Origin of the sequence: Gelidibacter japonicus (genome assembly GCF_010725055.1) — a bacterium.
Taxonomy (GTDB): Bacteria; Bacteroidota; Bacteroidia; order Flavobacteriales; family Flavobacteriaceae; genus Gelidibacter; species Gelidibacter japonicus.
In genome coordinates this window covers 428,906-455,678 of the sequence record NZ_BJKB01000002.1, presented here as the reverse complement: position 1 = coordinate 455,678, position 26,773 = coordinate 428,906, and the positions used below count along the sequence as shown (strand labels likewise).

The 26,773-nt window shown below is 38.3% G+C and carries 20 protein-coding genes; 14 read left to right on the top strand and 6 right to left on the bottom strand.

Going from position 1 to position 26,773, the window contains the following annotated elements:
* Window positions 1–56: 56 nt before the first annotated feature.
* From G6N06_RS03855 to G6N06_RS03845, 3 genes are all read right to left on the bottom strand, one after another.
* Entirely contained in the window at window positions 57–3,509 is a 3,453-nt protein-coding gene (locus tag G6N06_RS03855; RefSeq protein ID WP_163514734.1) for a pyruvate carboxylase, read from the bottom strand.
* A 425-nt stretch (window positions 3,510–3,934) separates the two neighbouring features.
* On the bottom strand, window positions 3,935–5,845 hold the full coding sequence (gene htpG, locus G6N06_RS03850) for a molecular chaperone HtpG (RefSeq protein WP_163514733.1): 1,911 nt from the start codon (window positions 5,843–5,845) through the stop codon (window positions 3,935–3,937).
* Window positions 5,846–6,008: 163 nt separating this feature from the next.
* Window positions 6,009–8,459 (bottom strand): alpha/beta hydrolase family protein, encoded by a 2,451-nt coding sequence (locus tag G6N06_RS03845; protein ID WP_163514732.1) that lies wholly within the window; start codon window positions 8,457–8,459, stop codon window positions 6,009–6,011.
* 176 nt (window positions 8,460–8,635) lie between these two features.
* On the opposite strand from G6N06_RS03845, the gene G6N06_RS03840 reads away from it, so the two are divergent.
* A complete protein-coding gene (locus tag G6N06_RS03840; protein WP_163514731.1) occupies window positions 8,636–9,646 on the top strand; it encodes a 3-oxoacyl-ACP synthase III family protein in 1,011 nt (336 codons plus the stop codon).
* Between the two features lie 910 nt (window positions 9,647–10,556).
* Here G6N06_RS03840 and G6N06_RS03835 read toward each other — a convergent pair.
* Window positions 10,557–13,016, bottom strand: coding sequence for a TonB-dependent receptor (locus G6N06_RS03835; RefSeq protein ID WP_163514730.1), 2,460 nt, complete (start codon window positions 13,014–13,016; stop codon window positions 10,557–10,559).
* A 114-nt stretch (window positions 13,017–13,130) separates the two neighbouring features.
* On the opposite strand from G6N06_RS03835, the gene G6N06_RS03830 reads away from it, so the two are divergent.
* Window positions 13,131–13,499 (top strand): CoA-binding protein, encoded by a 369-nt coding sequence (locus tag G6N06_RS03830; RefSeq protein WP_163514729.1) that lies wholly within the window; start codon window positions 13,131–13,133, stop codon window positions 13,497–13,499.
* Here G6N06_RS03830 and G6N06_RS03825 read toward each other — a convergent pair.
* Window positions 13,470–14,912, bottom strand: a complete 1,443-nt coding sequence (locus G6N06_RS03825) for a sodium:solute symporter (RefSeq protein WP_163514728.1) — start codon at window positions 14,910–14,912, stop codon at window positions 13,470–13,472. The genes G6N06_RS03830 and G6N06_RS03825 overlap by 30 nt on opposite strands.
* Window positions 14,913–15,036: 124 nt before the next feature.
* Here G6N06_RS03825 and recR point away from each other — a divergent pair, with 124 nt between their 5' ends.
* The 12 genes from recR (at window position 15,037) to G6N06_RS03765 (ending at window position 25,590) form a co-directional block, all read left to right on the top strand.
* Window positions 15,037–15,654 (top strand): recombination mediator RecR, encoded by a 618-nt coding sequence (recR, locus tag G6N06_RS03820; RefSeq protein ID WP_163514727.1) that lies wholly within the window; start codon window positions 15,037–15,039, stop codon window positions 15,652–15,654.
* Window positions 15,655–15,660: 6 nt separating this feature from the next.
* Window positions 15,661–16,752: a glycosyltransferase family 2 protein gene (locus tag G6N06_RS03815; RefSeq protein WP_163514726.1), complete on the top strand. Its 1,092-nt coding sequence runs from the start codon at window positions 15,661–15,663 to the stop codon at window positions 16,750–16,752.
* Window positions 16,753–16,870: 118 nt separating this feature from the next.
* Window positions 16,871–18,283, top strand: a complete 1,413-nt coding sequence (locus G6N06_RS03810) for a dihydrolipoamide acetyltransferase family protein (protein WP_163514725.1) — start codon at window positions 16,871–16,873, stop codon at window positions 18,281–18,283.
* Between the two features lie 209 nt (window positions 18,284–18,492).
* Window positions 18,493–19,269 carry a 3'-5' exonuclease gene (locus tag G6N06_RS03805; RefSeq protein WP_163514724.1) on the top strand — a complete coding sequence of 259 codons (777 nt, stop codon included), beginning with the start codon at window positions 18,493–18,495 and terminating at the stop codon, window positions 19,267–19,269.
* Window positions 19,270–19,513: 244 nt separating this feature from the next.
* Window positions 19,514–20,125 (top strand): fumarylacetoacetate hydrolase family protein, encoded by a 612-nt coding sequence (locus tag G6N06_RS03800; RefSeq protein ID WP_163514723.1) that lies wholly within the window; start codon window positions 19,514–19,516, stop codon window positions 20,123–20,125.
* A complete protein-coding gene (locus tag G6N06_RS03795; protein ID WP_163514722.1) occupies window positions 20,126–20,467 on the top strand; it encodes an Hpt domain-containing protein in 342 nt (113 codons plus the stop codon). It begins immediately after the preceding gene.
* Entirely contained in the window at window positions 20,467–21,714 is a 1,248-nt protein-coding gene (locus G6N06_RS03790; protein WP_163514721.1) for a CinA family nicotinamide mononucleotide deamidase-related protein, read from the top strand. Before G6N06_RS03795 ends, G6N06_RS03790 begins: the two co-directional genes overlap by 1 nt.
* A gap of 78 nt (window positions 21,715–21,792) precedes the next feature.
* Window positions 21,793–22,029 (top strand): 50S ribosomal protein L28, encoded by a 237-nt coding sequence (gene rpmB / locus G6N06_RS03785; RefSeq protein WP_053977453.1) that lies wholly within the window; start codon window positions 21,793–21,795, stop codon window positions 22,027–22,029.
* Between the two features lie 26 nt (window positions 22,030–22,055).
* On the top strand, window positions 22,056–22,238 hold the full coding sequence (gene rpmG, locus G6N06_RS03780; RefSeq protein WP_007648529.1) for a 50S ribosomal protein L33: 183 nt from the start codon (window positions 22,056–22,058) through the stop codon (window positions 22,236–22,238).
* 46 nt (window positions 22,239–22,284) lie between these two features.
* A complete protein-coding gene (locus G6N06_RS03775; RefSeq protein WP_163514720.1) occupies window positions 22,285–22,437 on the top strand; it encodes a DUF4295 domain-containing protein in 153 nt (50 codons plus the stop codon).
* Window positions 22,438–22,809: 372 nt separating this feature from the next.
* The gene (ftsY, locus tag G6N06_RS03770) at window positions 22,810–23,763 is read left to right on the top strand and encodes a signal recognition particle-docking protein FtsY (RefSeq protein ID WP_163514719.1); all 954 of its coding nucleotides are present in this window, start codon (window positions 22,810–22,812) and stop codon (window positions 23,761–23,763) included.
* A 183-nt stretch (window positions 23,764–23,946) separates the two neighbouring features.
* Window positions 23,947–25,590: an amidase family protein gene (locus tag G6N06_RS03765; protein WP_163514718.1), complete on the top strand. Its 1,644-nt coding sequence runs from the start codon at window positions 23,947–23,949 to the stop codon at window positions 25,588–25,590.
* Here G6N06_RS03765 and G6N06_RS03760 read toward each other — a convergent pair.
* A complete protein-coding gene (locus G6N06_RS03760) occupies window positions 25,587–26,657 on the bottom strand; it encodes a serine hydrolase domain-containing protein (protein ID WP_163514717.1) in 1,071 nt (356 codons plus the stop codon). The two genes, G6N06_RS03765 and G6N06_RS03760, sit on opposite strands and share 4 nt — an antisense overlap.
* Window positions 26,658–26,773: the final 116 nt, after the last annotated feature.

Here is a 26,773-nt window from a genome sequence, read left to right as displayed (position 1 = left end):
TTCCAAGATATGTATTTAATTCTTAGTTGGCAATCCCATTAATTTAGAATGCCAGATTATTCCACCGTCAAAATCAAATCATCCTGCATCACCATGGTTCCTTCTTTAATGGTAATGGATTTTACTTTCCCAGCCTTGAACGCCGTTACGGTGGTTTCCATTTTCATGGCCTCAATGATAAATAGCGGGTCATTTTCTTTGACCTTTTGACCTCTTTTTACCAATACCTTGTATAGTGATCCTTGCAAAGGGGCTCCTATTTGATTGGCATCGGCTGGATCAATCTTCTCATGGGTCTCTTTTTTGATATTAAGTGATTTGTCCAAAACCTCTACCAGTCGATTTTCACCGTTCACCTTGAAGAAAACAATTCTGACCCCTTCCTCATTGGGAACACCAACAGAAAGTAATCTGACAATTATGGTTTTTCCTGGCTCCAGTTCAATGAGGATTTCTTCACGTTGTTTCATGCCATAGAAGAAATTCTTGGTGGGCACTAAACTTAAATTGCCATATAGTTTATAGTTCTCGTGCGCCTGTTCGAAGACTTTCGGATATAAGGTGTAGGATAAGAAATCTTCAATTTCAATAGCTCTGGTAAAACCTTTTTGGAATTTCTTTTTGAAAGCGTCATATTCCACATCAAAATCGATAGGTTTTAAGTGGCCATTAGGTCTATCAGTATAGGCTTTGTGATTTCTTAAAATGATTTTTTGTAATTTCTTTGGAAAGCCGCCAGTGGGTTGACCTAAATCGCCTTTAAAGAAATTGATCACGGATTCTGGAAAGGAAATTTCCGAGCCACGTTCCATTACATCTTCTGGAGTGAGATTATTGGTGACCATAAAAATGGCCATATCTCCCACAACTTTGGAACTTGGTGTCACTTTTATCAGATTGCCAAACATGGCATTGACCTTGGCATACATTTTCTTTACCTCGTCAAATCGATCACCCAATCCTAGAGCAATAGCCTGTGGTCGCAAATTGGAATACTGACCACCTGGAATTTCGTGTTGAAACACTTCGGCTGTACCAGCTTTTAATCCTGATTCAAAAGGATAATACAGCTCACGCGTATCCTCCCAAAAATTAGAAAACTGGTTTAAAGTATTCATGTCAAAGTCGTGCGCTCTTGGTTGACCTTTCATCATTTCAACAATCCCATTGAAATTGGGTTGTGAGGTCAATCCCGACAAACCGCCCAGAGCCACATCAACCACATCTACACCAGCTTCAATGGCTTTAAGATAGGTTGCAGTTTGTAAAGATGAGGTGTCATGTGTATGCAAATGAATCGGCAGCTTGACCGTGTCTTTTAGTGCGCCTACCAATTCCGTTGCGGCATAGGGTTTTAACAACCCCGCCATATCTTTGATGGCAATCATATGAGCTCCAGCGCTTTCAAGGTCTTTCGCTAATTGGGTGTAATATTTAAGCGTGTATTTGGTTTCGTTGACATCCAAAACATTCCCTGTATAACTTATGGCAGCCTGTGCAATACCTCCTGTTTTATTTCTCACAAAATTAATGCTCGGTTCCATGGCCTTGACCCAGTTGAGTGAATCAAAGATTCTAAAGATATCAACCCCATTTTCCCAAGATTTTTCTACGAATTTCTCAATAAGGTTGTCCGGATAGGCTTTATATCCCACACCATTACTACCACGCAAAAGCATCTGAAACAAAATATTTGGGATTGCTTTTCGCAATTCGCGCAAGCGTGTCCATGGACTTTCGTGCAAGAAGCGTAGACAGACATCAAATGTCGCGCCGCCCCAAACTTCCATGCTGAACGTGTTTGGATGGTTTTTTGCAAAACTTTCAGCGACTTTCATCATATCGAACGTCCGCATTCGAGTGGCGAGCAGCGATTGGTGTGCATCGCGCATGGTGGTATCGGTATAATGGATTTTGGTGTCGTTTTTGAGCCACTCACAGAATTTCTCCGGTCCCATTTCGGTTAGCATATCCTTTGTTCCTTTAGGATGCGGTGCGGCTAAATTGAATTTTGGCACTTTCGGATTTCTGAAAACCTTATTTTCTTCTTTGTATTTCACATCCGGATTACCGTTGACAATCACTTCAGCCAAATACTGGGTGACTTTGGTTGTTCTATCTTGCGGGAGCTTAATTTTGAATAGGGAAGGGGTGTTCTGAATGAAATTTACGGTAACTTTTCCTTCTTTAAATGTATCATGTAAGATCACATTCTGTAAAAAGTGAATGTTTGTGTTCACCCCTCTAATCCGAAATTCCTTTAAGGCGCGCACCATTTTACGAACAGCTCCATCCAAAGTCCTACCGTGGGCAGAAACTTTGACGAGCATCGAATCAAAAAACGGACTCACACTGTAGCCTTGGTATATGCTTCCTGCATCCAAACGGATGCCCATTCCCGAGGCACTTCTATAGGTGGTTATTGTGCCATAGTCAGGTGTGAAGTTGTTGCTGGGATCCTCAGTAGTCAATCGGCATTGTAAGGCGAAACCGTAAGTTTTTAAGGATTCTTGTTCGTAGATCTTGATTTGCTGATCTGATAATTTGTAACCTCCAGCAATAAAAATCTGGGTTTTCACCAAATCAATGCCGGTTACCATTTCAGTAACCGTATGTTCTACCTGTATCCGCGGATTAACTTCAATAAAATAGACATTGTCTTCCTTGTCAACCAAAAACTCCACGGTTCCAATATTATTATAATTGACTTCCGTTGCAATGTCTACAGCGTATTTATATAGATCTTGTTTGACTTTTTCAGACACGTTATGTGAAGGCGCAATCTCCACCACCTTTTGATGACGGCGCTGTACAGAACAATCGCGTTCAAACAAATGGCGGATATTCCCGTGATTATCGGCCACAATTTGTACTTCAATATGTTTAGGATCTTCTACATATTTTTCGAGAAACATAGTGTCGTCACCGAATGAGTTGAGGGCCTCATTTCTGGCAGAATCGAAATTCTGTTCCAGGTCCTCGGCTTTTCTGATGATACGCATCCCGCGCCCACCACCACCTGAGGCCGCTTTTAACATTAAAGGATAGCCTATGCTTGTTGCTTCTGATAAGGCCACCTTTAATGAGCTTAACTTCTTTTTATTGCTTTCAATAATTGGTACATTACATTTTACTGCTATCTTCTTAGCGGTTATTTTATCACCTAAGGCATCCATGACCTCAGGAGAGGGTCCGATAAAAATGATATCGTTTTTGGCACATCTTCGAGCAAATTCTGAATTCTCTGAAAGGAACCCGTAGCCAGGATGAATAGCATCAACATTCTTGGACTTTGCCAGAGCAATGATCTCATCCATATCCAAATATGGCTTTAAAGGCTGATTGTCTTCTCCAATTTGATAGGATTCATCCGCTTTATTGCGATGTTGTGAATAGCGGTCTTCATAGGTGTAAACGGCAACTGTAGCAATGTTTAATTCTGTACAGGCGCGCATGGTGCGAATGGCAATTTCTCCTCTGTTGGCAATAAGTACCTTTTTTATTTTCATACTGTGCTATGGTTATCCGGTATTTGTGATTGGTTAATTTGTTGAAACCAGTGAATGAATTGATCAATAGCTTTTCTAAAAATTGAATTTTAAAAAATCCTGGCTGGCCATTGAAATGAACTTTTTGATTGCGAATTTTCCGCAACTCGCTCGAAGATAATTTTTAAATTAGTTAAAAACAAAATCGAGGCAGAAAAAAATCTGCTAAAATAAATTTGAAGAGAATTGAAATTGAATGGGTTGACGTGATGAATCAATCGAATTGAATTGTATTTTTTTAAGGTTTTATCATCTTTTAAAATGCTAGTATTTAGAATTTAAATACAAAAAAACCATCCCGATTTTGACGGGATGGTTTTGCATTTTTAACATGATATTGCTTCGTCGCCTAAAACGGCTCCTCGCAATGACCCTCATAATGAGGTTTACTTGATCATCTCATAAGAACGCTTAATGAATTCGCTCAGTTCTTTTCCTTTTAACAAACCTTGAGATAGGCGTGCTAAATCTAAACTTTGAGAAATCAAACGATCTTGTTTTTTCTTGGTTTTGGTGCTTAAAATTTCACCTACCAAATCAGAATTTGTATTGACCACCAAGTTGTACATTTCTGGCATATTGCCCATGCCGAACATACCGCCACCTGTTGCTTGCATTTCTTTCATACGACGCATAAACTCTGGTTGTGTGATGATGAATGGTGACGCATCACTATCCATGGCTTCCAATTGAACCATGAATTTTTCTGAAGGAATGGCTTCTTTCAATATGGTTTCCAATTCCTTTTTCTGATCTTCGGATAGTTTTGAAATCTTCGTATCGTCTTTCTTGATCAAATTATCAATATGGTCAGCATCCACACGAGCAAACGTAATGTTCTCCTTAGTGGATTCCATTTTTTGCATCAAGTGGCTCACAATTGGCGAATCCAATAACAATACTTCGTATGCTTTGTCTTTTGCAGCTTCAATATAACTGTGTTGTGAATCTTCATCGGACGCATATAGGATGACTAATTTTCCATCTTTGTCAGTTTGATTGTCCTTGATTTTGTCGAACAATTCTTGATAAGTATAATATTTCCCATCAACTGTTGGATATAGTGCGAAGGCGTCTGCTTTTTCAAAGAACTTATCTTCTGAAAGCATTCCATATTCAATGACAATTTTGATGTCGTTCCATTTCTTCTCAAAATCCTCACGGTTATCATTGAATAAGGATTTCAGCTTATCAGCTACTTTACGGGTGATATAGGAAGATATTTTCTTCACATTGCCGTCTGCTTGCAAATAACTACGAGAAACGTTCAACGGAATGTCCGGAGAGTCGATCACACCTCTGAGCATGGTCAAGAATTCTGGAACGATACCTTCTACATTATCTGTTACAAATACTTGGTTTTGATAGAGTTGAATTTTATCCTTTTGAATGTTCAAATCGGCCGTCATCTTCGGGAAATATAAAATTCCTGTCAAGTTGAATGGGTAATCCACGTTCAGATGGATATGGAATAACGGTTCCTCAAACTGCATTGGGTACAGTTCTCTGTAAAAATCTGAATAGTCCTTGTCTTCTAATTCAGTTGGCTGCTTTGTCCACGCCGGATTAGGGTTGTTAATGATATTGTCAACCGTGATTTTTTTTTGTGGCTCTTTGGTTTCCTTGCCGTCTTTATCTTTTTTGGTCTCAGGTTTGTGATCTGGGTCATTGATTTCCTTAGTTCCAAATTTGATCGGAATAGGCATGAACTTATTGTATTTGGTCAATAGTTCACGGATTCTTGATTCTTCCAAGAACTCAGTAGAATCGTCAGCAATATGAAGGATGATTTCTGTACCACGCTCAGTTTTATCAGCTGGCTCTAAGGTGAACTCAGGAGATCCGTCACATGTCCAACGTGCAGCTTCTGTATCTTCTAAGTAGGATTTAGTGATGATTTCAACTTTCTCTGCAACCATAAAAGCGGAATAGAAACCTAAACCAAAATGTCCGATGATACCTGAATCTTTTCCGGCATCTTTATATTTGTCCAAAAACTCTTCAGCTCCTGAAAAGGCGATTTGGTTAATATATTTTTCAACTTCTTCAGCAGTCATCCCAATACCTTGGTCAATGATGTGAAGTTTTTTACCTTTCTTATCGATCTTGACTTCGATTTTCGGGTTGCCATATTCTACTTTTGCCTCACCAATATTGGTTAAGTGCTTTAATTTTAAAGTGGCATCTGTAGCGTTACTGATTAACTCACGTAAAAATATTTCGTGATCACTGTATAAGAACTTCTTAATCAGTGGAAAGATGTTCTCTACCGAAACATTAATATTCCCTTTTGTCATATTTAATTTATTAAATGTTCCCACGAAATTGGGAAACTAATTGAACTTTAGTTTGTTTCATTGTAGTAGTCAACAAAAATGCCAATCCAACATTTGTGACAAGATGGCATAAAAAAAAGCCATTCCCGTAAAAGAATGGCTTTATAAAAAATGATTGCATTTTTTAGTTTTTAATGCTTTCCGTCGCATTGATAGGATTATCTTTCTTTTTGTTTTTCACATAGGTTTCCAACCATTGGTCTTGTTCCCAAAGCATGTGCATTACCGATTCCTTAGCGCTATACCCATGACTTTCGTTTGGTAGCATAACCAATCTTACTGGTGCTCCCAAGCCTTTTAGGGCGTTGAAATAACGCTCACTTTGCATTGGATAAGTGCCCGAATTGTTATCAGCTTCGCCATGAATCAATAATAATGGCGTTTTCATGGTATGGGCATTCATGAAAGGCGACATGGTATTGTAAACATCTGGTGCTTCCCAATAATTGCGCTCTTCACTTTGAAATCCAAATGGCGTCAAGGTTCTGTTGTAAGCGCCGCTTCTTGCGATGCCTGCTGCAAATAAATTGGAATGGGATAATAAATTGGCCGTCATAAACGCCCCATAAGAATGTCCGCCAACCGCCACGCGATCGCGATCAATATAGCCCATGGCATCAACAGCGTCAATGGCCGCTTTGGCATTGCCTACCAATTGCTTGACAAAGGTATCATTAGGCTGCTCATCGCCCTCGCCGACGATTGGGAACGCTGCATCGTCCAATACCACATAGCCCCTTGCAACCCAAAATAAAGGTGAACCATAAGAAGGATAGGTGAATTCATTGGAATTTGAAGTGCTCTGCGCAGCACTGTTTTTGTCTTTATACTCACGAGGATAGGCCCACATGAGCATTGGATATTTTTCACCTTTTTTATAATCGGTTGGTAAATATAAAGTTCCCGTTAGTGGCAATCCGTCATCTCTTTTGTAGGTAATCACTTCTTTATGGACGTCTTGTAAACTCTTGAATGGATTCTCAAATTGTGTTAAAGGTTGTAATGCGATACGCTTTTTGATGTTTCTGATATAATAGTTGGGATATTCATTTTTTGATTCGATCTGAACCACAAACTCTCCAGCTTTGGCATCTAAGGCAGAGACAATATTCTCAACTTTATCAGTGAATGCCGATTGATATAAACGTTCTGTTTTTTGCGATTTAAGATTCATTTCATCTATAAATGGAAATTGTCCATCGGCACTATAACCATCACCAATTAAATACGCCTTCCCATCATTTAGATCTAAAACAGGTTCGTCATAGGCATTGAGCGTTGTTACGAAGTTTCCAGGATCACTATAGACATCCTGGTAATTTCTATCAGAAAGTACTTTTGGAGTTTTACCTGAATTTGAAGGGTCAAACAAATACGTTCTTGTATTTCTGCTATTCCACCATCTGTCATAGGCAATGGCGGTGTTTTCATTACCCCAGCGGATTCCGGCATAACGGTCCTTGGTTTTTAAAAGCGATTGTTTCTTTGCTGTGAATGGTGCTTTTTGTTGAAATACTTCGTCTCTAAACGCCACTTCCTTTGCAGGATCCCCGCCGTCTAAAGCTTCAGTCCATACTAAGGTTGCTGGATGGTCATTACGCCAGGTTAAATTACGCATTCCAGTACGCACGGCCATAAAACCTTGTGGCAAATCTTCAATAAGTGGTACTTCCAATATTTTTTTGACCAAGGTGCCATTGGCGTCATAGATAGTCGTCGTCGATGGAAATCTGCTATAAGGTACTAAATAGGAGAAAGGTTTGTTTATGGTGGTTATCATGACATATTTTCCGTCAGGAGAGAAGTTGATGCTTTCATAAATATCGGTTGACTTCCAATTGCTAGCGTTACCGTTAAGGTTCACTTTTTGAATATCAGACAGTGCCAATTGTTCAAAGTTATATTCGTCGTTTGGATTTTTAAGTAAGTCTTGATAGGTTCTGTTTTGTGCTTTTACGCCAGCTTCACTTACCGAGATTGTCGGTCCTTCTGGCACTGATTTTTTTGGGTCAATCAATTGTTTTTTTGAAGAAGGAAGTGTTTGTACCAACAAATAGTTGCTGTCCTTTGACCAGGTGTATGGTCTGCCCATATTGGCATTGAGGTTATCGTCTGTTATTTTCTTGGCCTGTGCTGCGTTGATATCAATGTACCATAATTCAACACCTTTTGACGTGGTATTTGTAAAAGCAGCATAATTTTGATTGGGCGACCATGATAAATAAGCAAATCGTCCGTTTTCAGGCATTCCTAAAATGTTTTTTGGATCGCCATCTCTACCGTTTCTTATTTTGAGGTCGGTATAATAGGTGGTTCTACTGCCAATGTTGGTCACCGGATTAATTCTCAATCCGCCAAGACGCATTTCAGTCTCAGATAGCTCTTCTATGGTCTTAAAATTGCTTCTATAGAGAAAAAGAATGTTTTCGCCCTTGCGATCCATGCTTATGCGTGGTGCCAATGGCGCTTCAGCAAGACTTAAGATGCTAGGATCAGGTTTTTGATAAGATAAATTGACTTGCCCAAAACTGAATAGGGACAATAAAAAGAAAAAACTTAGTAGATATGCTCTCATTGTGGATTAAATTTTAATTAATGTTCTAAAATAAACAAAACAAGGATAGTGAGTCGTCAAATAAATGTTAAAAAGAAGTCAGTTTATCACGATATGGTATTTAAAATAGGTAATTTTATGAATACTGTGAATATTGCTTAAATTGCAAATCTATTTAATGCTAAACAAAATAACTTATGTATAATTCCAAAATAATCGGCCTAGGGCATTATGTTCCTGATAATGTGGTTACTAATGACGATTTGTCCAAGATGATGGACACCAATGACGCGTGGATTCAAGAACGAACGGGAATAAAGGAACGCCGTTGGGCAATTGAAAATACAGGAGACACAACTTCTGGAATGGGTGTGAAAGCTGCCAAAGTTGCCATTGAACGTGCTGGAATTGATAAGGATGACATTGATTTTATTGTCTTTGCCACTTTGAGTCCTGATATGTATTTTCCTGGACCTGGAGTGCAGGTGCAACATGCTTTGGACATCAAGACTGTTGGGGCATTGGATGTCCGTAATCAATGTTCTGGTTTTGTGTATGCAATTTCAGTTGCAGATCAATATATAAAAACGGGAATGTATAAGACCATTTTGGTGATTGGTAGCGAGCTCCATTCGCATGGATTGGATAAAACCACTCGTGGGCGCGGTGTCTCGGTCATTTTTGGTGATGGGGCAGGAGCCGCGATTTTGACGAGGGAAGAAGATAACTCCAAAGGAATCCTTTCTACACATTTACACTCGCAAGGAGAGCATGCCGAAGAATTGGTTCTGGTAGCTCCTGGAATGGGTAAACGCTGGGTCAATGATATTATAAAAGATAACGATCCAAATGACGAAAGCTATTTTCCGCACATGAATGGACAATTTGTGTTTAAAAATGCAGTGGTCAGATTTAGTGAAGTCATCATGGAAGGTCTAGCAAAAAACAATCTGGGCAAAGAGGCCATTGATATGTTGATTCCACATCAGGCCAATTTGAGGATTTCACAATTTATTCAGAAAAAATTTGAGTTGAGTGACGACCAAGTGTTCAACAATATTCAAAAATATGGAAATACTACGGCGGCTTCAATTCCTATTGCATTAACTGAGGCATGGGAAGAGGGTAAAATCAAAGAGGGCGATGTCGTGGTATTGGCTGCTTTTGGTAGTGGATTTACTTGGGGGAGTGTGATCATTAAGTGGTAACAAATTCCTGCGGAGGCAGGAATCTCGAGTTTAAGTAAGGCGAATTTCGAGTATTAAAGGCTTTGTAAAATCTCTCAAAATCATTTTTCAGAGAGTGTAACTAATGAACGCACCGAATTCGTGCAGACTAAAAATCGATTTCGTGAAATAGTTGATACAGAATATGATGTCACACATAATTATTCGAGGTCTCTATGGCAATTGTGAGATGGCGAAAACATTTATAGGAACAAAGTAGACGGAATGAATCCAATAGCTATTGGGATGGGGTAAAGCTATATCTATAGGATAATAACAACAATGAGATTCCTGCTTTCGCAGGAAATTAAAAACCCGAAACAGTACTCTGCCTCGGGTTTCACTACTTTTAACCAACTTAACTAACACTTGATTAAATTATAAAACTTATCACAATCTATTAGACGCAGAAACGTCTAATTTATTTTATCAAAATAAATCTTTAACTATCAATTAACATAAAACCTCAGGTTTTGAAGTCCGTTACTTTCAAAATCTAATATTTATATTCCATTCTGTGCAAAGAAATATTCTTTGAAGTTTGATTTTTGAATTGGATTTATGGCGTTGAAAAGAATAGAGATTGTTTGTAATTAATCGTTTGTAACTAAATAAAAAAAATCCGAAGTCGAGACTCCGGATTTAAAATATACCTAATTCGCAAATTACTTCTTTTCAAAAGTAGAAGGCTAATTCAAATCAATTTAAAAGTAGTACAGTTTGTTAGGTCTGATAAAACAAGGGTTAAAAAGGTAATATTCCAAAGAAATCAAAAATCTTAACAAAATATTAACATATTGATGTGGTAAAATGATAATTTTTTTGATAAATAAGTTGATTTCACCTATAATAAACCTTATACAATTAGCGAAAGGCCTTTACCTAAATGATATTACATAAAGCCTCCATCACCTGATGTTTCATTTTTATCCCTGTTTTTTCGTTGTAAGGCTTTATATTTTCCACCCCCAAATCGGTAAGATAATCCAATAAACCACGTGTTGCTTTCCCAATTGAACTGTCCTTTTTGTATATAGGGGTTGGTACTATCAAATCTTGCCTTCATGGTATTGAAAATATCATTGTAATTGAAGCTGAAAGTGGCCGCATCATCCAAAAAAGAATAGCGTAAACCAGTATTGACAAAGTACATGGGCTTACCCTTAAATTGTATGCCTTCCTGCTCTGATCTGTACATTCCAAAGGCAGAAAGCGTCAGTTTTTTGGTTACCTTAAAATTGTTGCTCATTCTAAAACTATAAGCAATATTTTCAACTTCAATTTCGGTTAGAAGAATGTCATCTTCCGTTGGTTCCTCACCTATGGGAGTGTTAAGAACTTCAGTAATGCCTTTTTGAGTTTGTGAATACAGGTCAAAACTCGCATTGAAATTCCACCATGATGTTGGTTTGTAGGCACTTGATAGCTCTATACCATAGGCAGAGGTGTTATCGAAATTATCATAGGTCAGAATGACCTTGTTCAAATCTAAGCGGTCAATAAATACAGCACGATTGATTTCATCCTCTATCATACGATAAAAGACGCCTCCAGTTATAGAGCCCTTTTCCAATTTTCGGGTATAATTAATTTCAAAAGAATTTGTAAACTGTGGTTGCAATTCTGTGTTTCCAAAAGAGGAGATCAACGGACTGCTCCATTCTCTAATGGGATTTATTCTTCTCAAACTTGGTCGGTCCACACGTCGGCTTACACTTGCCTGAAAAGAGTTTTTATCTGATGGGGTATAAGTCAAGAATGCTGAAGGATATATTTGAAAATACTCATTTTTAAAAGGATTGGTTTCCCTTGAATCTTCTTTAATAGTTATGGCCTTGGCATCCTCTGTGACTGTCTCTGCACGTGCTCCAACTTGATAACTCCATTTTTCAAAAGTTTTCCCAAAGGTGATATAGGCCGAATAAATATCTCTGTTATAATTGAAGTCTGTATTTGGGGTATTGATGATGTTCCCTGTTTCATCAAAGGATTTTCCGGTAGAATCATACACGACGTCCGTATTGAATAAGCGTGCCTCGAGACCGACTTCCAGCTTGGCTTTTTCACTTAGAGGATTCACATAATCCAAATTGATTGTGGTTTGATCACGTTTGGTGTTCACAAAATCTATATAATTTGGAGGAAATGAAATATTGGAGTAAATAAACTCAGAAGACTCGTTTTCCTCAAAGCGGTTATAGTCTGCTTCCAAATCCAACTTTTCGCCTTCCTTAGCAAAATTGTGCTTGAAAACAAAGTTGTATTGAGAAGAGAGATTATCGGATATGTTGTTGAATACCTGTCCTTGTGTAGCAGTGTTTGGCCTTAGGATATTAATGCTGCCAACCCCTTTGCCGTCATAAGTGTTTTGATTTGTAAATATGGAGATGGTATTGTTGTCGTCTGCATAAAAATCGATTCCGAATTTGTAGAGATGTGATTTACTGTTGTCGAAAAAATCAAAAACCTGTTGAGTGTGGTCATCCGGTCGATCGAGCGTGCCATAATTATTGCTTTTTCCAATATTATTGCCGTAATTTCCATACAAGTTAAACTTACCATTTCTGTAGTTTAAATCGGCAGAGCTATTAAATTTTGCATTGATTTCTTTGGTCAAGCCCAAATTAATATTTCCATTAAATCCAATATTGGAATTTCTATGGAGGATGATATTGATTATGCCACTCATGCCTTCGGGATTGTGTTTTGCAGAAGGATTAGTGATCAATTCAATTTGTTTGATAGATGCAGAAGGAATTTGTTTCAATAGCTGATCCACGGGTACATTGGACAGTTTTCCATCCACCATCACACGTACGTTTTCGTTGCCACGCAGACTCAAATTGCCCGTCTGTTGATCGATACTGACAGAAGGAATATTGTTCATAATGTCAGATGCTGTAGGCCCGGTAGTAATTAAATCTTTTCCTACGGTTATGACTTTTCTGTCCACTTTTTGCTGAATGCTGGAAACTTCTGCAATTACCGTAACTTCATCCAAGGCTGCGGCATTTTCTTCTAAAAGGATCTTGCCTAAATTCACGTCGTAAGAATCCTTTCCAATAATAAAAGGCTGTGTCACGGTCTTGTAACCAATATATTGAATGGTTACAGAGAATTGACCTTCTGAAAGTTTCGAGATTTTAAAACTGCCATCATCCTGGGTAATCGAGCCGGTAATGATTTCATTTCTACTGTTTTTAATGACAATAGTCACATAGGGCAAGGGCTGATTCAGTTGCGCGTCAATAATTGTTCCTGAAATTGAACCTTCTTTCGGCAAGGAATTAGCCGAGGGTTGTGCATATAATGTTGAGCACATTAAAATGCAAATTAAAAATAAAGATTTCATTTGTGATTGATTTTTTGATTTGATTGATGAAATTTGATTGTTATAAAAGAGACGATTACTTTTGTACATTGTTACGCTCTTATAAACTTTTTTTTGAAAAAAATTCATGAAATTATGCAAACAAATAAAAAAACTCTAGTGTTCGGAGCCTCTTTGAACCCGAGTCGCTATTCCAATTTAGCTTTGAACAGGCTCATTAGTCACGGACATGACGTTGTGGCTTTTGGATTAAAAGAAGGCGAGGTTGCTGGGGTCAAGATTGATACAGAACTGAAACCATACAATGCTGTTGATACGGTGACTCTGTATATGAACCCGGACAGACAGGCGGCTTTTTACGATTATATCATGTCGTTACAGCCAAATCGGGTGATTTTTAACCCTGGAACAGAAAACGCTGAGTTTTTTACGTTGTTAGGTAAGGCGGGAATTGAGTTTGAAGTGGCCTGTACCTTAGTGCTGCTTGGTACGAATCAATACTAATCCTAAAAACGTTAAGAGGCCATTTAGGATCAAAATAAAATATCCAAATTCAAATCCTATCCATTTTAAGCTGTTGATACTGAAAAAATAGGACAGTATTGGCGACAGAATGGCAATGATAGGCACCCACTTATCTTTTATTTGCCATTTGGTGAACAAGCCAAAAGCATAGAGTCCGAGTAATGGGCCATAGGTATATCCCGCAAAGAGCAGGAGCTTTGCAATGACGCTTTCGTCTTTAATTGCGTATTTAAAAACGATAATGACCAAGATCAAGACAAAGGATATCATCACGTGGACGCGTTTTCTAATGGCAATTTGTTTAGCGGCATCGTGCTTTTTTTCGATGTCTAAAATGTCAATGCTAAATGACGTGGTTAAGGCTGTTAAGGTGCTATCGGCGCTACTATACGCTGCGGCGATCAAGCCCAACAAGAAGAACACAAATACCCCAATGCCTAAATGTTCTTTTGCCAAAATAGGGAAGAGCTCATCTTTATGTGCGTCAATGCCATTCTTTTGTGCATAGACAGTTAAAAGAAGGCCCAGGCTTAAAATCATAAAATTGACTATCGTCAGAATGACCGTAAACCAAAACATGTTTTTTTGCGCATCTTTCAGGGTTTTACAGGTGAGATTTTTTTGCATCATGTCCTGATCCAATCCTGTCATCACTATGGCAATAAACGCTCCTGATATGAACTGATTCCAGAAATAATCACCAGATTTAAAGTCCTCAAAAAAGAAAGTCTTAGACAAGTCGCTTTCCAGTATATAGCCTAAAATATTACCCCCACTAATGCCCAAATCATGACTCACATAGTAAATTGCAACCCCAATAGAGAGCAGCATAAACAAGGTTTGCAGTGTATCTGTCCAAATTATGGTCTTGATTCCAGACTTGAAGGTGTATAGCCATATTAAAAAAACCGTGAGGGTTACAGTTTGCCAAAAGCTGATGCCCAAATCATCAAAAAGAAGCACTTGCAATACATTGGCAACTAAAAACAGTCTGAAACTCGAACCCACAATTCGAGAGATTAAAAAAAATGAAGCACCAGTTTTATAGGACATGTTTCCAAAACGTTCGTCCAAATAGGTGTAAATAGAGGTTAGATTTAGTTTGTAATAGAGTGGAAGGAGTACCGTTCCAATAACCAAATAGCCTACAGTATAGCCCAACACCATCTGCATATAGCTAAATGACGAAGATTCTACCCAGCCTGGAACCGAAATGAATGTCACTCCAGAAAGTGATGCACCAATCATCCCAAAGGCCACAACATACCACGGTGCTTGTTTGTTCGCTTTGAAAAAGGTGTTATTATCTGACTTTCTTCCAGTGAGATAAGATATCAAAATAAGAATTCCAAAATAGGAAAGAATAAGCAGAATAATGGTTGTAGAATGCATAAAGAATAAAATATGGCGGAAAATTACTTATTATAGTTTTCAATTTTCAAATAACGTGAGTTAATATGAAATAAGAATATGTTAAAGCCTCAAAATTATATACTAAAATCGTAAATTTGCACCCATGGAATTTTCTTCAAAACTACTCGAAAAAGCGGTCAATGAAATGTCTCAGCTACCCGGAATCGGAAAACGAACCGCATTGCGATTGGTGTTGCATTTACTCAGACAGCCAAAAGACCAAACCATGTTGCTGACTTCGGCATTGGCGCATATGAGAAATGACATCAAGTTTTGCTCAAGCTGCCATAATATCAGTGATACCCAACTTTGTGAGATTTGTTCCAATCCACGTAGAACCGAGGAAATCATCTGTGTGGTTGAAGATATTAGAGATGTCATGGCTATTGAAAACACAAGTTCGTTTAAAGGCTTGTATCATGTTTTGGGTGGAAAAATTTCTCCAATGGATGGGATTGGCCCGAATGACCTCAATATCACTTCACTTGTTGAAAAAGTAAAAAAAGGAAATGTAAAAGAGTTGATTTTCGCATTAAGCTCTACCATGGAAGGCGATACGACCAATTTTTATATCTTTAAGCAAATTCAAGATTGTGAAATTATTACCTCCACAATTGCAAGAGGTATTTCAGTGGGCAACGAATTGGAATATACCGATGAGGTCACACTTGGACGTAGTATTTTAAATAGAATCCCTTTCGAATCTTCATTAAAATCTTAATGGTTTTTGCTGTTATCTGTTGTCATACTAAACTATAATGTACGCTACTTCTTGGAGTTGTGTCTTAAAAGTGTCGAATCTGCCATAGCAGGTTTGGATGCTGAGATTATTGTTGTGGATAATCATTCATCAGACGATAGCTGCCGGATGGTTGCACAGCTTTTTCCGAAAGTGGTCTTAATCGAGAACACAGAGAACTTTGGTTTTTCTAAGGGAAATAATATCGGTGTGGCCAAAGCAAAAGGCAAGTATCTATGCATCCTGAACCCTGATACGGTGGTTGCTGAAGACACTTTTAAAAGGGTGTTGGCGTATGCTGAGGGTCTTTCTGAGTTGGGGGCCATTGGCTGTCAACTTATTGATGGGCGGGGTCAATTTCTGCCTGAAAGCAAAAGGAATATTCCCACCCCAATGGTTTCGGTCAAGAAAATTTTAGGGTTTTCAAAGGCCTATTATGCAAATCATTTATCGCCAGCTGATACTGGCAAGGTGGACATTCTTGTAGGGGCATTCATGTTTCTTAAAAAAGAGGTTTACGATGCAGTCAAAGGATTTGATGAAGACTACTTCATGTATGGCGAAGATGTTGATCTTTCTTATAAAGTGCTGAAGGCAGGGTATCAAAATATCTATTACGGTGAAACTGCCATCCTTCATTTTAAGGGAGAAAGTACTTTAAAAGACAAAACCTATGCCAAACGTTTTTACGGAGCGATGCGTATTTTTTACAATAAACACTATAGGTTCAATCCTGTTGTGGACGTCCTGGTTTGGTTAGGAATCTTCTTTTCAAGATTTTTCTCGAAAAAACCAAAACAATTTACGACAAAGGCGACCTCCCATGTTGTGATGACCAAGAACTTAGATTTTGATATAAAACTTCCTTTCCTTGCAAAAACTGTTCATAGTACCGACCAGGTTGCAGCGCAAACACAAGTTGTACTTGATGGCAATTCGATGGATTACAGGTCGATTATTGAATTTATGATGGATTCAAAGAAAAGCAAGGAATTGACGTTTAGAGTTTTACCGAAAAACAGTCAGTTCATTATAGGTAGCGATAGTTCGGAACATCGTGGGGAAGTACTTAAGTTGTAAAATCCCAATGAATATACAAGCCTTGAATTCCGAAATTATAAAGGAATATGTAATGAAGTATGGCAATTTTAACTAATTTTGCAAGAGCAAATAAAAATTTTAGCATCTGAATAATAATATGGCAAAATTTGAACTGAAACTCCCGAAAATGGGTGAAAGCGTAGCAGAAGCAACTATCACCTCTTGGTTGAAAAATGTTGGTGATACTATTGAAGCTGATGAAGCAGTATTGGAAATTGCAACTGATAAGGTAGATAGTGAAGTGCCTAGTGAGGTGGATGGCATTTTGACAGAAATCCTTTATAATGTAGATGATGTTGTGAAAGTAGGGCAAGTTATTGCCATTATTGAAACCGATGCAAATGCTGTCCAAGCACCTATTTCACCTGCGGAAAGTGTTACTTCGGCCCCTGTGGATGAAACTCCAGAAGTAGCTCATGTGGCACAAACTGTTGAAGATGCAAAAATTGCTGTAGCTGCTCCTGTAGCTTCCAGCGAAGATCGTTTTTATTCGCCGTTGGTAAAAAATATTGCCCGACAAGAAGGTATCTCACAATCTGAATTGGACAGTATTTCTGGTACCGGTAAGGATGGGAGGGTCACTAAAAATGACATCTTGGAATATCTTGAATCGAAGAAGTCAGCTCCAGTGTCTACACCACAAACCTCTGCGCCACAAGCGTCTACCCCACAGTCGCCTACTCCAGAACCTGTAAAAGAAAATATAGCAACGGAGCCTGCTAAGCAAGAGCCTGCGCCGGCCCAACCAACTCAGGAGAAAACTCCTGAAAAATCGAAAAAAGCTCCTGTAGTAGCGAGTAATGGAGATGAGATTATTGAACTGACCAGAATGGGCAAACTGATTGCACATCACATGGTAGAGTCGGTAAAAACATCAGCTCACGTACAAAGTTTTATTGAGGCCGATGTGACCAATATCTGGAACTGGCGTAACAAAGTCAAGAATGATTTTGCAAAACGCGAAGGCGAAAATTTGACCTTTACACCAATTTTCATGGAGGCTGTAGCGAAAGCACTCCGCGATTTCCCAATGATGAATATTTCATTGCAGGATGATAAAATCATAAAAAAGAAACATATCAACATAGGGATGGCAGCAGCGCTTCCTGATGGGAATCTTATTGTACCTGTAATTAAGGATGCCGATCAGTTGAACTTGATAGGAATGACCAAACGTGTCAACGATCTAGCAAATAGAGCCCGTTTGAACCAATTGAAACCTGATGATATTCAAGGCGGGACATACACCGTCACTAATGTGGGGACTTTTGGAAGCATCATGGGCACACCAATCATCAATCAGCCACAAGTTGGAATTTTAGCACTTGGTGCAATTAGAAAAGTTCCAGCGGTTGTAGAATCTCCTGATGGCGATTTTATAGGAATTCGTTACAGGATGTTCCTGTCGCATTCTTACGACCATCGCGTTGTCAATGGCGCTTTGGGTGGACAATTTGTAAAAGCAGTCAAAGATTATTTGGAAGGCTGGGATATGAATCGCGAGATCTAATTTTTAAGGCAGGCCTGACGGGCGTATAAAAGACTGTCAGGCCTGTAAAAAAGTAAAACCTAAACAAATCTTAAACCTAACCTTATAATAGTTAGGTTTTTCTATTTTTACGATAATTAATTAAATATCAGCATCAAACATTTATACTGAACTTTTCACCTTGAATCCGGTCGAAATGATGAAGTGATAAACAACAAAATACAAAATAAATGACTCTCAATCTTACCAAACCTATTTGCTTCTTTGATCTTGAAACAACGGGTATTAATATCACCTCAGACCGCATTGTGGAAATTGCAGTATTGAAAGTTTTTCCTGATGGAAAGGAAGATCGTAAGACATGGTTAATAAACCCAGGAATGCCAATTCCAGCTGAGGTTACCGCGATCCATGGGATTTCTGACGCCGATGTGGCCGATAAACCGACCTTTAAAGAATTGGCCAACGAAATCAACTCTATGGTTAAGGACTCAGATTTGGCAGGATTTAACTCCAACAGATTTGATATTCCGTTGTTGGCAGAAGAAATGTTGCGGGCAGGGATTGATTTTGATATGAAAGGACGCGTGGCAGTTGATGTGCAAACCATTTTCCATAAAATGGAACAGCGCACCTTGGCTGCAGCTTATAAGTTTTATTGCGATAAAAACCTAGACGATGCACATAGTGCAGCTGCCGATGCAGAAGCTACTTATGAAGTGCTAAAAGCACAATTGGCCAAATATGACGAACTGCAAAATGATACTAAATTTTTAGCCGAATTCAGTTCACGTAAGAGATTTGCTGATTTCGCAGGATTCATTGTGTACAATAAATATAACGAAGAGTGCTTTTCATTTGGGAAACATAAGGCCAAAAGAGTGGAAGACGTATTAAATGAAGAGCCAGGATATTTTGGATGGCTGCTCAATGCTGATTTTCCACTGTACACCAAAAAAGTGCTGACGGCCATTAAATTGAGGGCTTTCAATAATAAATTGACCTAAACTTCCCTCGTTTGTTAAACTGTATAAAGGCATGGGAGCTCTTTGCTATCATTAAAGTTTATCTTTTGGCTAGGCATAGTAGCGCTAATTGAAATGTCGTGAGCCTACGTGAAACAATCCCAGGATCACATTAAACAAAATCATTCTATTTTTGTTAATTTTGCCGTCACTTTGATACATAAGCATAGAGATATATTTGTGTATTTGTGACAACACAACAATTAAGGATAAATAGTAAATACTCATGAAAATCATCTGTATAGGTCGTAATTACGTAGAGCATATCAAAGAACTGGCTAATGAAAGACCAGCAGAACCGGTAGTGTTTCTAAAGCCCGATACCTCTGTCCTGTTGAAAAAACAACCGTTTTACATTCCTGATTTTTCCAATGATGTCCATCACGAAGTAGAAATTTTAGTTAAAATATCTAAGGTTGGTAAGTATATCGATAAAAAGTTCGCACATAAATACTATGATGAGATTGGTCTTGGAATTGATTTTACAGCGCGTGACTTGCAGCAAAGCTTGAAAGAGAAGGGCTTGCCATGGGAAAAAGCCAAAGCGTTTGACGGTGCCGCAGTCGTTGGGAAATGGTTGCCTAAGTCTGATTTTGAGTCGGTGAATGACATTGATTTTTCTTTAGAAAAAAACGGAACCCTTGTCCAACAAGGTAATACGAGCCATATGTTATGGAAAATTGATGAACTTATAGAATATGTGTCAAAATATTTCACTTTAAAGATTGGAGACATTATCTTTACGGGAACACCATCAGGAGTTGCTAAGGTAAAAGCAAATGATGAACTTAGGGGATTGATTGAAAATAACGAAATGTTTAAATTAACAATCAAGTAAATGGAAGAAAACTATAAACTTTATCGCGTACGTGAACTGGCCGATGGTGATGAGGATTTTGTCATGGCAATTGCCGCCGCTTTTTTGGAAGAGGTTCCGGAAGATGCCGCGCGACTTAAAAAAGCCGTTGCAGAAGCAGATTATTATACTACCTATCAGGCCGCTCATAAGATGAAGCCGACTATTGATCTTTTTGAACTTGGGGTCTTGGAAGATTTGATCACCGTTCAGGATTGGGGTAAATTAGAAAAGAAAAACGAGGATATTTCGAAGGAATTGAAGACCGTTTTGAAGGCGATAGAAAAAACAGCTGCAGAAATTAAAAAGGATTTCAATCTCTGATGTTAGCTGAAATTATTACTATTGGAGACGAGATCCTAATTGGTCAGATTGTCGATACCAATTCTGCATTTATAGCCAAACAACTTAATAAGATTGGTGTATCCGTGTATCAGATTACTTCTGTTCAAGATGATAAAGAGCACATCATAAAGTCGTTTAAGGAAGCTGAAGAGAATGCCAATATCATCATTATCACTGGCGGATTGGGACCAACCAAAGACGATATCACCAAAAAAACCATTGCCGAATACTTTAATGACACACTTATCAGAAATGATGAAGTTACCGACAATATCAAACGAATTTGGGGAGATTTTACCAATAAAACACCTCCCCAACTTAGTTTAGATCAAGCTCTTGTACCTTCGAAAGCACAGGTGCTGATGAACCTGCACGGGAGTGCTCCGGGAATGTGGCTTGAAAAGAACGGAAAGATATTTATATCGTTGCCTGGTGTGCCTTATGAAATGCGGGGACTTATTGAGGATGCGGTTATACCTAAGCTCATAAAACGATTTAAGTTTCCTTATATCCAACACGAAACCTTACTGACTTATGGTCTTGGCGAAAGTGCTTTGGCAGAGCGAATTGAAGCCTGGGAAAGCCATTTGCCACCTTATATCAAGTTGGCCTATTTGCCAAGTTTGGGAAGAGTTCGATTGCGCCTTTCTGGAAAATCCATGGACAAGCATCTGATTCAGATTGAAATTAAACATCAAATTGAATTGCTGTTGCCGCAAATTAAAGATGTTTTTATTGGTTTTGAACGTGATGAATCTATTGAAGCTGTTATTGGCCAACAGTTAATGGCTTTAGGAAAAACAGTAGCCACAGCTGAAAGTTGTACTGGAGGCAAAATTGCAGAATCCTTTACGGCTATTGCGGGAGCCTCTCAGTATTTTAAAGGAAGTGTGGTCAGTTACGCCACTCAATCCAAGGTGGATGTTTTAAAGATTGATCCTGAATTGATTTCTGAGTTTTCTGTAGTAAGCAAAGAGGTTGTTGAGGCCATGGCTAAATCAGTCTTAACCTTATTTGATTCAGACTATGCTATCGCTACCACCGGAAATGCTGGACCTACCAAAGGTGATGCAGATGCTGAGATTGGTACCGTTCATATAGCCATCGCTACCAAGGATAAGGTGTTTTCTGAACGATTTACATTTGGAGATCATCGCCACAAAGTCATAAATAGAGCCACAAACAAAGCCTTTGAAATGCTGCAGAAAGAAATTTCAAAAAAGTAACAATTTAAGTTTGTTGGTATTGTAAAGTTTTACTAAATTTGCAAACTGTTTTAAATAACATTATTAAAGTTAGAAAGAATGTCAAGAGTTTGTGAACTTACTGGAAAAAAAGCGATGGTTGGAAACAACGTATCTCACGCTATGAATAAAACAAAACGTAAATTTGATGCGAATTTGATCAAAAAACGTTTTTATATTCCTGAGGAAGATAAATGGGTAACTTTAAAAGTTTCTACTTCTGCGTTGAAAACCATCAATAAAATTGGAATTTCTGCTGCAATTAAAGAGGCAAAATCTAAAGGGTTTTTAAAATAATAGCCACAAGCTAAAAAGTTAAGATAATGGCAAAAAAGGGAAATAGAATACAAGTCATATTAGAGTGTACTGAGCACAAAGAGTCTGGTCAGCCAGGAACGTCTCGTTACATCACCACGAAAAACAAAAAGAATACGCCAGACAGAATGGAGATTAAGAAATTTAATCCTATCCTTAAGCGTATGACAGTTCACAAAGAGATAAAATAAATCTAGATTCCCATATTTCATGGGAATTGTAAAAATAAGTTTTACAATGGCAAAGAAATCAGTAGCATCGTTACAAAAAGGATCTAAGAGATTAACCAAAGCAATAAAAATGGTTAAATCTCCAAAAACAGGGGCTTACCAATTTGTCGAATCGGTAATGGCACCTGAGTTTGTTGACGATTTTTTAAATAAAAAATAAATATATTCAGTGTATTTTATAAAAACTGCTTTCATTTGAAAGCAGTTTTTTTATGTCTATATTTGAGTTAAATATGACAAATTAGCAGTTTGAGCTTTAGGGACTAATATTTGTTATAAGAGTTTGGGCGCTACCTTTTAAACCCACGAGGTCTCCAAAAAAACCTTACGGATTTAATAGACCGGTTTTCCGCTATAACTTTTAATTTTGATGACTTCGACAAGCTCAGCTATCAAAATAAAATGGCTACCGCGGCAAAAGCAAAGCATTCATGAATTCGATAATCCAAAAATGGTTGGCGATTTGTAATCTCTAACATAAATCCGTCTTTCGAACTATAAAAACGGCTTAACAATAAACACCTCAAAACAAATGAGCTTTTTTAAAAAAATATTCACTTCAGAAAAAAAGGAAACCTTAGATAAAGGTTTGGAGAAATCTAAAACCTCTTTCTTCACCAAGCTCAATAAGGCGGTTGCAGGAAAATCAAAAGTTGATGATTATGTCCTTGATGATCTGGAAGAAATATTAGTATCAAGTGATGTAGGTGTAAACACCACTTTAAAAATCATTGATCGTATTGAAGAGCGCGTTGCTAAGGATAAATATTTAGGAACTTCTGAGCTCAATCAAATTTTACGTGAAGAAATAGCTGGTCTGCTATCTGAAGTAGATAGTGGTAACGCAACAGAATTTACCGTTCCAGCCGACAAAAAACCTTATGTTATTATGGTTGTGGGTGTCAATGGCGTTGGGAAAACAACGACTATTGGTAAATTGGCATCACAATTCAAAAAACAAGGTCTAAACGTAGTTCTTGGCGCTGCAGACACTTTTAGAGCGGCTGCCATCGATCAGTTGCAAATATGGGCAGATCGTGTGGATGTCCCTATGGTACGCCAAAATTTTGGCAGTGATCCAGCATCTGTCGCTTTTGATACCTTGAAAAGTGGCGTAAACCAAAATGCCGATGTTGTTATTATAGACACAGCTGGACGTCTGCACAACAAAGTCAATTTGATGAACGAGTTGACCAAAATCAAACGGGTCATGCAAAAAGTAATTGCTGATGCACCTCACGAGGTACTTTTGGTATTGGATGGTTCTACAGGTCAAAATGCTTTTGAGCAAGCCAAACAATTTACGGCAGCCACAGAGGTGACTTCATTGGCTGTTACAAAGTTGGACGGCACCGCTAAGGGTGGCGTGGTCATCGGAATTTCTGATCAGTTTAAGATTCCAGTAAAATATATTGGAGTTGGCGAGGGTATAGACGATTTGCAAGTCTTCAATAAATTTGAATTTGTAGATTCCTTTTTCAAATAGTCAATTCCTGCGAAGGCAGGAATCTTTGTCTTGTATACCCAAATTCATCTTTTGGACCTTCAGACGTTGTTGGTATTTTTCGCCAACAAATTTCTCGATTATGAGCTCCATAATCTCCTCTTATATTCATATCCGTTTTGAATAATCAATTCCTTTTGAGTATTTTTAATGAAAATTCGAAGTATGAAACCAATTTTGTTCTGTATAACATTGATGATTGTTTGCTCTTGTAAAAACACTGAAAAGAGCGAAGAAGGAGCTGAAAAGTCGTCCACAGATATCAGTGCCATTTCTACAAAGGAATTTACTGAATTCAAGGTGCTGGATTCGAAGTACATTGATAATTCAAAATTGTGGGAACCTTTCAACAAAGACTTATCAGATTTCACCATAGATAAATACAATGCTCTAAAGCCATTGATTTTAGAACAGGATATTCCAACCTTACAGCAACATATTCAAGATGGGAAATTGTCTTATGAAGATTTAACCAAATTCTATCTCTATCGTATCAGAGCCTTTGATCGCGAAAATGATCTGTCCCTAAACTCAGTAATTTCTTTGAATCCGTATGTTATTTCTGAAGCTCAACAAAAGGATGTCGATGTTAAGAATAAAATGCAAAAACATCCCATTTTCGGAATGCCAATCCTTTTAAAAGATAATATCAATACCGAAGGAATGCCAACAACTTCTGGAGCTGTGGCATTTCAAAACAATAACGCCAAGGATGCATTTATTGTAGAACGTTTGAAAGAGCAAGGCGCACTGATCTTAGGAAAGGCTAACTTAAGCGAATGGGCCTATTTCTTCTGTGGCGATTGCCCAAGTGGTTATAGTGCCATTGGCGGCCAAACCTTAAATCCGTACGGTCGAAAGATCATGGATACTGGTGGATCGAGTTCAGGTAGTGGGGTGGCGGTGGCCGCGAATTTTTGTGTTGCTGCTGTTGGAACTGAAACTTCTGGTTCAATCTTATCACCTGCCAGTCAAAATTCGGGGGTGGGACTAAAACCGACTGTCGGGTTATTGAGCAGGCGCGGCATTGTGCCTATTTCATCAACATTGGACACTCCAGGACCTATGGCCAAGAATGTCACGGATACTGCCATACTATTGGATGCCTTGGTTGGTTTTGATGATACGGATCCAAAATCTGTCAAGAGAGATTTAGAAGGCACATCCTACTACGAGAATAACTTTAAGGAAAACAAGCTGAGAGGCAAGCGTTTGGGAGCTTTCACAACCTTGTTGGAAGACTCTCTTTATGTGCGTGCTATTGAAGATTTAAAAACCCAAGGTGCCATTATCATTGAAATTGAACCAGAAAAAGTGGAATTACCAGATTTTTTGAGACTTCTCAATTTGGATATGAAAAATGATCTTCCAAACTATATCAAAACTTCAGGAGATTCTAACTTGACAGTAAAGTCCGTACAAGATGTCATGGCCTTCAACCAGAAGGATTCCATGTCGACGATGCCTTATGGTCAGAGTCTGTTTGCAGGAATTGTTGCCGATTCAGCTACAGACAAAGAATTTTCGGAGATTAAAACTACCCTCAAAACCAATGGTAAATTCTTTTTTGATACGCCATTAGAAAGAGATGATTTAGACGGAATTTTATCCATAAATAATTATCACGCTGGTTTTGCAGCTGTAGCTGAATACCCAGCCATCACGGTACCAATGGGGTATACCGACAATGGTGCACCAAAAGGTTTGACGTTTATAGGGAAGCCTTTGACTGAAGCCTCCCTTTTGTCTTGGGCCTATACTTATGAACAAGCTTCAAAGCGACGTGTTGCCCCTGAAAATTATAATTAATTTGTGAGAGCATTAATTTTGGACCACAAAGTATTATCAAAATCTGATAGTCCAAAATTAGCCGCATCTGCAGCTTCTCCCATTCTGATAACTACTAGTTTTTTGCTGGGCACGATGTAGATTTTTTGATCGTTTTTACCCAAGGCAGCAAACATATCGGCTGGAGCATTGGGGATGAGGCTTCCATTAAATTTCAGTTGGGTTTGAGGTAAATGATAGCTTGATTTACCGTTGAGCCACCACAAATAACCATAGGATTCGTTGATGTTCTGAGATGTATTGGTGGCATCATTTATATAGTTCTCTGAAACAATTTGGGTGTTTTCCCATTTACCTTTGGCATATTTCATTAACCCAAATCGTGCCATACTTCTGGTGTTGCTCCAATACACGCTCAAATCATCAAGAGGAAGCCAAGTTCCAGACATTCCGATTTTGTTTTTTAAAGAGCTGTTGAAATAGGTGTTCCAACTTTGATCACTGGCTTCTGCGACGACATCTTGCAGTTTTACATACACATTGTGATAGGCCCATCGTGTTCCAGCATCTGCAATGTATCGCAAATTTTCTGGTGAAACATTATCTCCCATACTATCATCAAGACCAGAATCCATGGACAATAGGTTTTTACAGGTTATCAAGTTTTCTTTTTCCAATGGTGCGGTGGTCCAACCCGTTCCTAAATAGTCCGACACCTTGTTATTGATATTCAATAAACCATCATCTTCAGCAATTCCAACAACAGTAGAGGTGAGAGTTTTTCCCGCACTGGCCCAATACCATGGGGATGTAGAGGAATGTTCATTGAAATACGCTTCAACGGCAATCTTTCCATTGTACAAGATGATAAAGCTTTTGGTGTTTTTTAATTCGAGATAATCTAAAAGTGGCTGAAGTTTAGTTTGATCCCATTTCAAATCAGTCGGAGAAATAGTTTCCCATTCGTCTGAATTTATTGAGGGAAAATAAATATTGTCTTCTTGTGGCTCTTGGATTTCAGAAGGATCAGTAGAGCAACTAAAACCCAGAATGCATAACGCAATAACGGATAACCAGATAGTTTTCATACGAAGGGATTTTGATAGTTAGACATCCAAAAGATTAAAAAGTTTAATTTATTTGATGACGGCAGATGGGTTGGTAATGAAGTTTGATTAATGATTGAAGAATTTTAAGTTCAGAC

What these genes read in the sequence shown, in the direction of transcription:
- G6N06_RS03855 (WP_163514734.1), bottom strand. Translation starts at nt 3,509, where the DNA reads ATGAAAATAAAAAAGGTACTTATTGCCAACAGAGGAGAAATTGCCATT.
- htpG (WP_163514733.1), bottom strand. Translation starts at nt 5,845, where the DNA reads ATGACAAAAGGGAATATTAATGTTTCGGTAGAGAACATCTTTCCACTG.
- G6N06_RS03845 (WP_163514732.1), bottom strand. Translation starts at nt 8,459, where the DNA reads ATGAGAGCATATCTACTAAGTTTTTTCTTTTTATTGTCCCTATTCAGT.
- G6N06_RS03840 (WP_163514731.1), top strand. Translation starts at nt 8,636, where the DNA reads ATGTATAATTCCAAAATAATCGGCCTAGGGCATTATGTTCCTGATAAT.
- G6N06_RS03835 (WP_163514730.1), bottom strand. Translation starts at nt 13,016, where the DNA reads ATGAAATCTTTATTTTTAATTTGCATTTTAATGTGCTCAACATTATAT.
- G6N06_RS03830 (WP_163514729.1), top strand. Translation starts at nt 13,131, where the DNA reads ATGCAAACAAATAAAAAAACTCTAGTGTTCGGAGCCTCTTTGAACCCG.
- G6N06_RS03825 (WP_163514728.1), bottom strand. Translation starts at nt 14,912, where the DNA reads ATGCATTCTACAACCATTATTCTGCTTATTCTTTCCTATTTTGGAATT.
- recR (WP_163514727.1), top strand. Translation starts at nt 15,037, where the DNA reads ATGGAATTTTCTTCAAAACTACTCGAAAAAGCGGTCAATGAAATGTCT.
- G6N06_RS03810 (WP_163514725.1), top strand. Translation starts at nt 16,871, where the DNA reads ATGGCAAAATTTGAACTGAAACTCCCGAAAATGGGTGAAAGCGTAGCA.
- G6N06_RS03805 (WP_163514724.1), top strand. Translation starts at nt 18,493, where the DNA reads ATGACTCTCAATCTTACCAAACCTATTTGCTTCTTTGATCTTGAAACA.
- G6N06_RS03800 (WP_163514723.1), top strand. Translation starts at nt 19,514, where the DNA reads ATGAAAATCATCTGTATAGGTCGTAATTACGTAGAGCATATCAAAGAA.
- G6N06_RS03795 (WP_163514722.1), top strand. Translation starts at nt 20,126, where the DNA reads ATGGAAGAAAACTATAAACTTTATCGCGTACGTGAACTGGCCGATGGT.
- G6N06_RS03790 (WP_163514721.1), top strand. Translation starts at nt 20,467, where the DNA reads ATGTTAGCTGAAATTATTACTATTGGAGACGAGATCCTAATTGGTCAG.
- rpmB (WP_053977453.1), top strand. Translation starts at nt 21,793, where the DNA reads ATGTCAAGAGTTTGTGAACTTACTGGAAAAAAAGCGATGGTTGGAAAC.
- rpmG (WP_007648529.1), top strand. Translation starts at nt 22,056, where the DNA reads ATGGCAAAAAAGGGAAATAGAATACAAGTCATATTAGAGTGTACTGAG.
- G6N06_RS03775 (WP_163514720.1), top strand. Translation starts at nt 22,285, where the DNA reads ATGGCAAAGAAATCAGTAGCATCGTTACAAAAAGGATCTAAGAGATTA.
- ftsY (WP_163514719.1), top strand. Translation starts at nt 22,810, where the DNA reads ATGAGCTTTTTTAAAAAAATATTCACTTCAGAAAAAAAGGAAACCTTA.
- G6N06_RS03765 (WP_163514718.1), top strand. Translation starts at nt 23,947, where the DNA reads ATGAAACCAATTTTGTTCTGTATAACATTGATGATTGTTTGCTCTTGT.
- G6N06_RS03760 (WP_163514717.1), bottom strand. Translation starts at nt 26,657, where the DNA reads ATGAAAACTATCTGGTTATCCGTTATTGCGTTATGCATTCTGGGTTTT.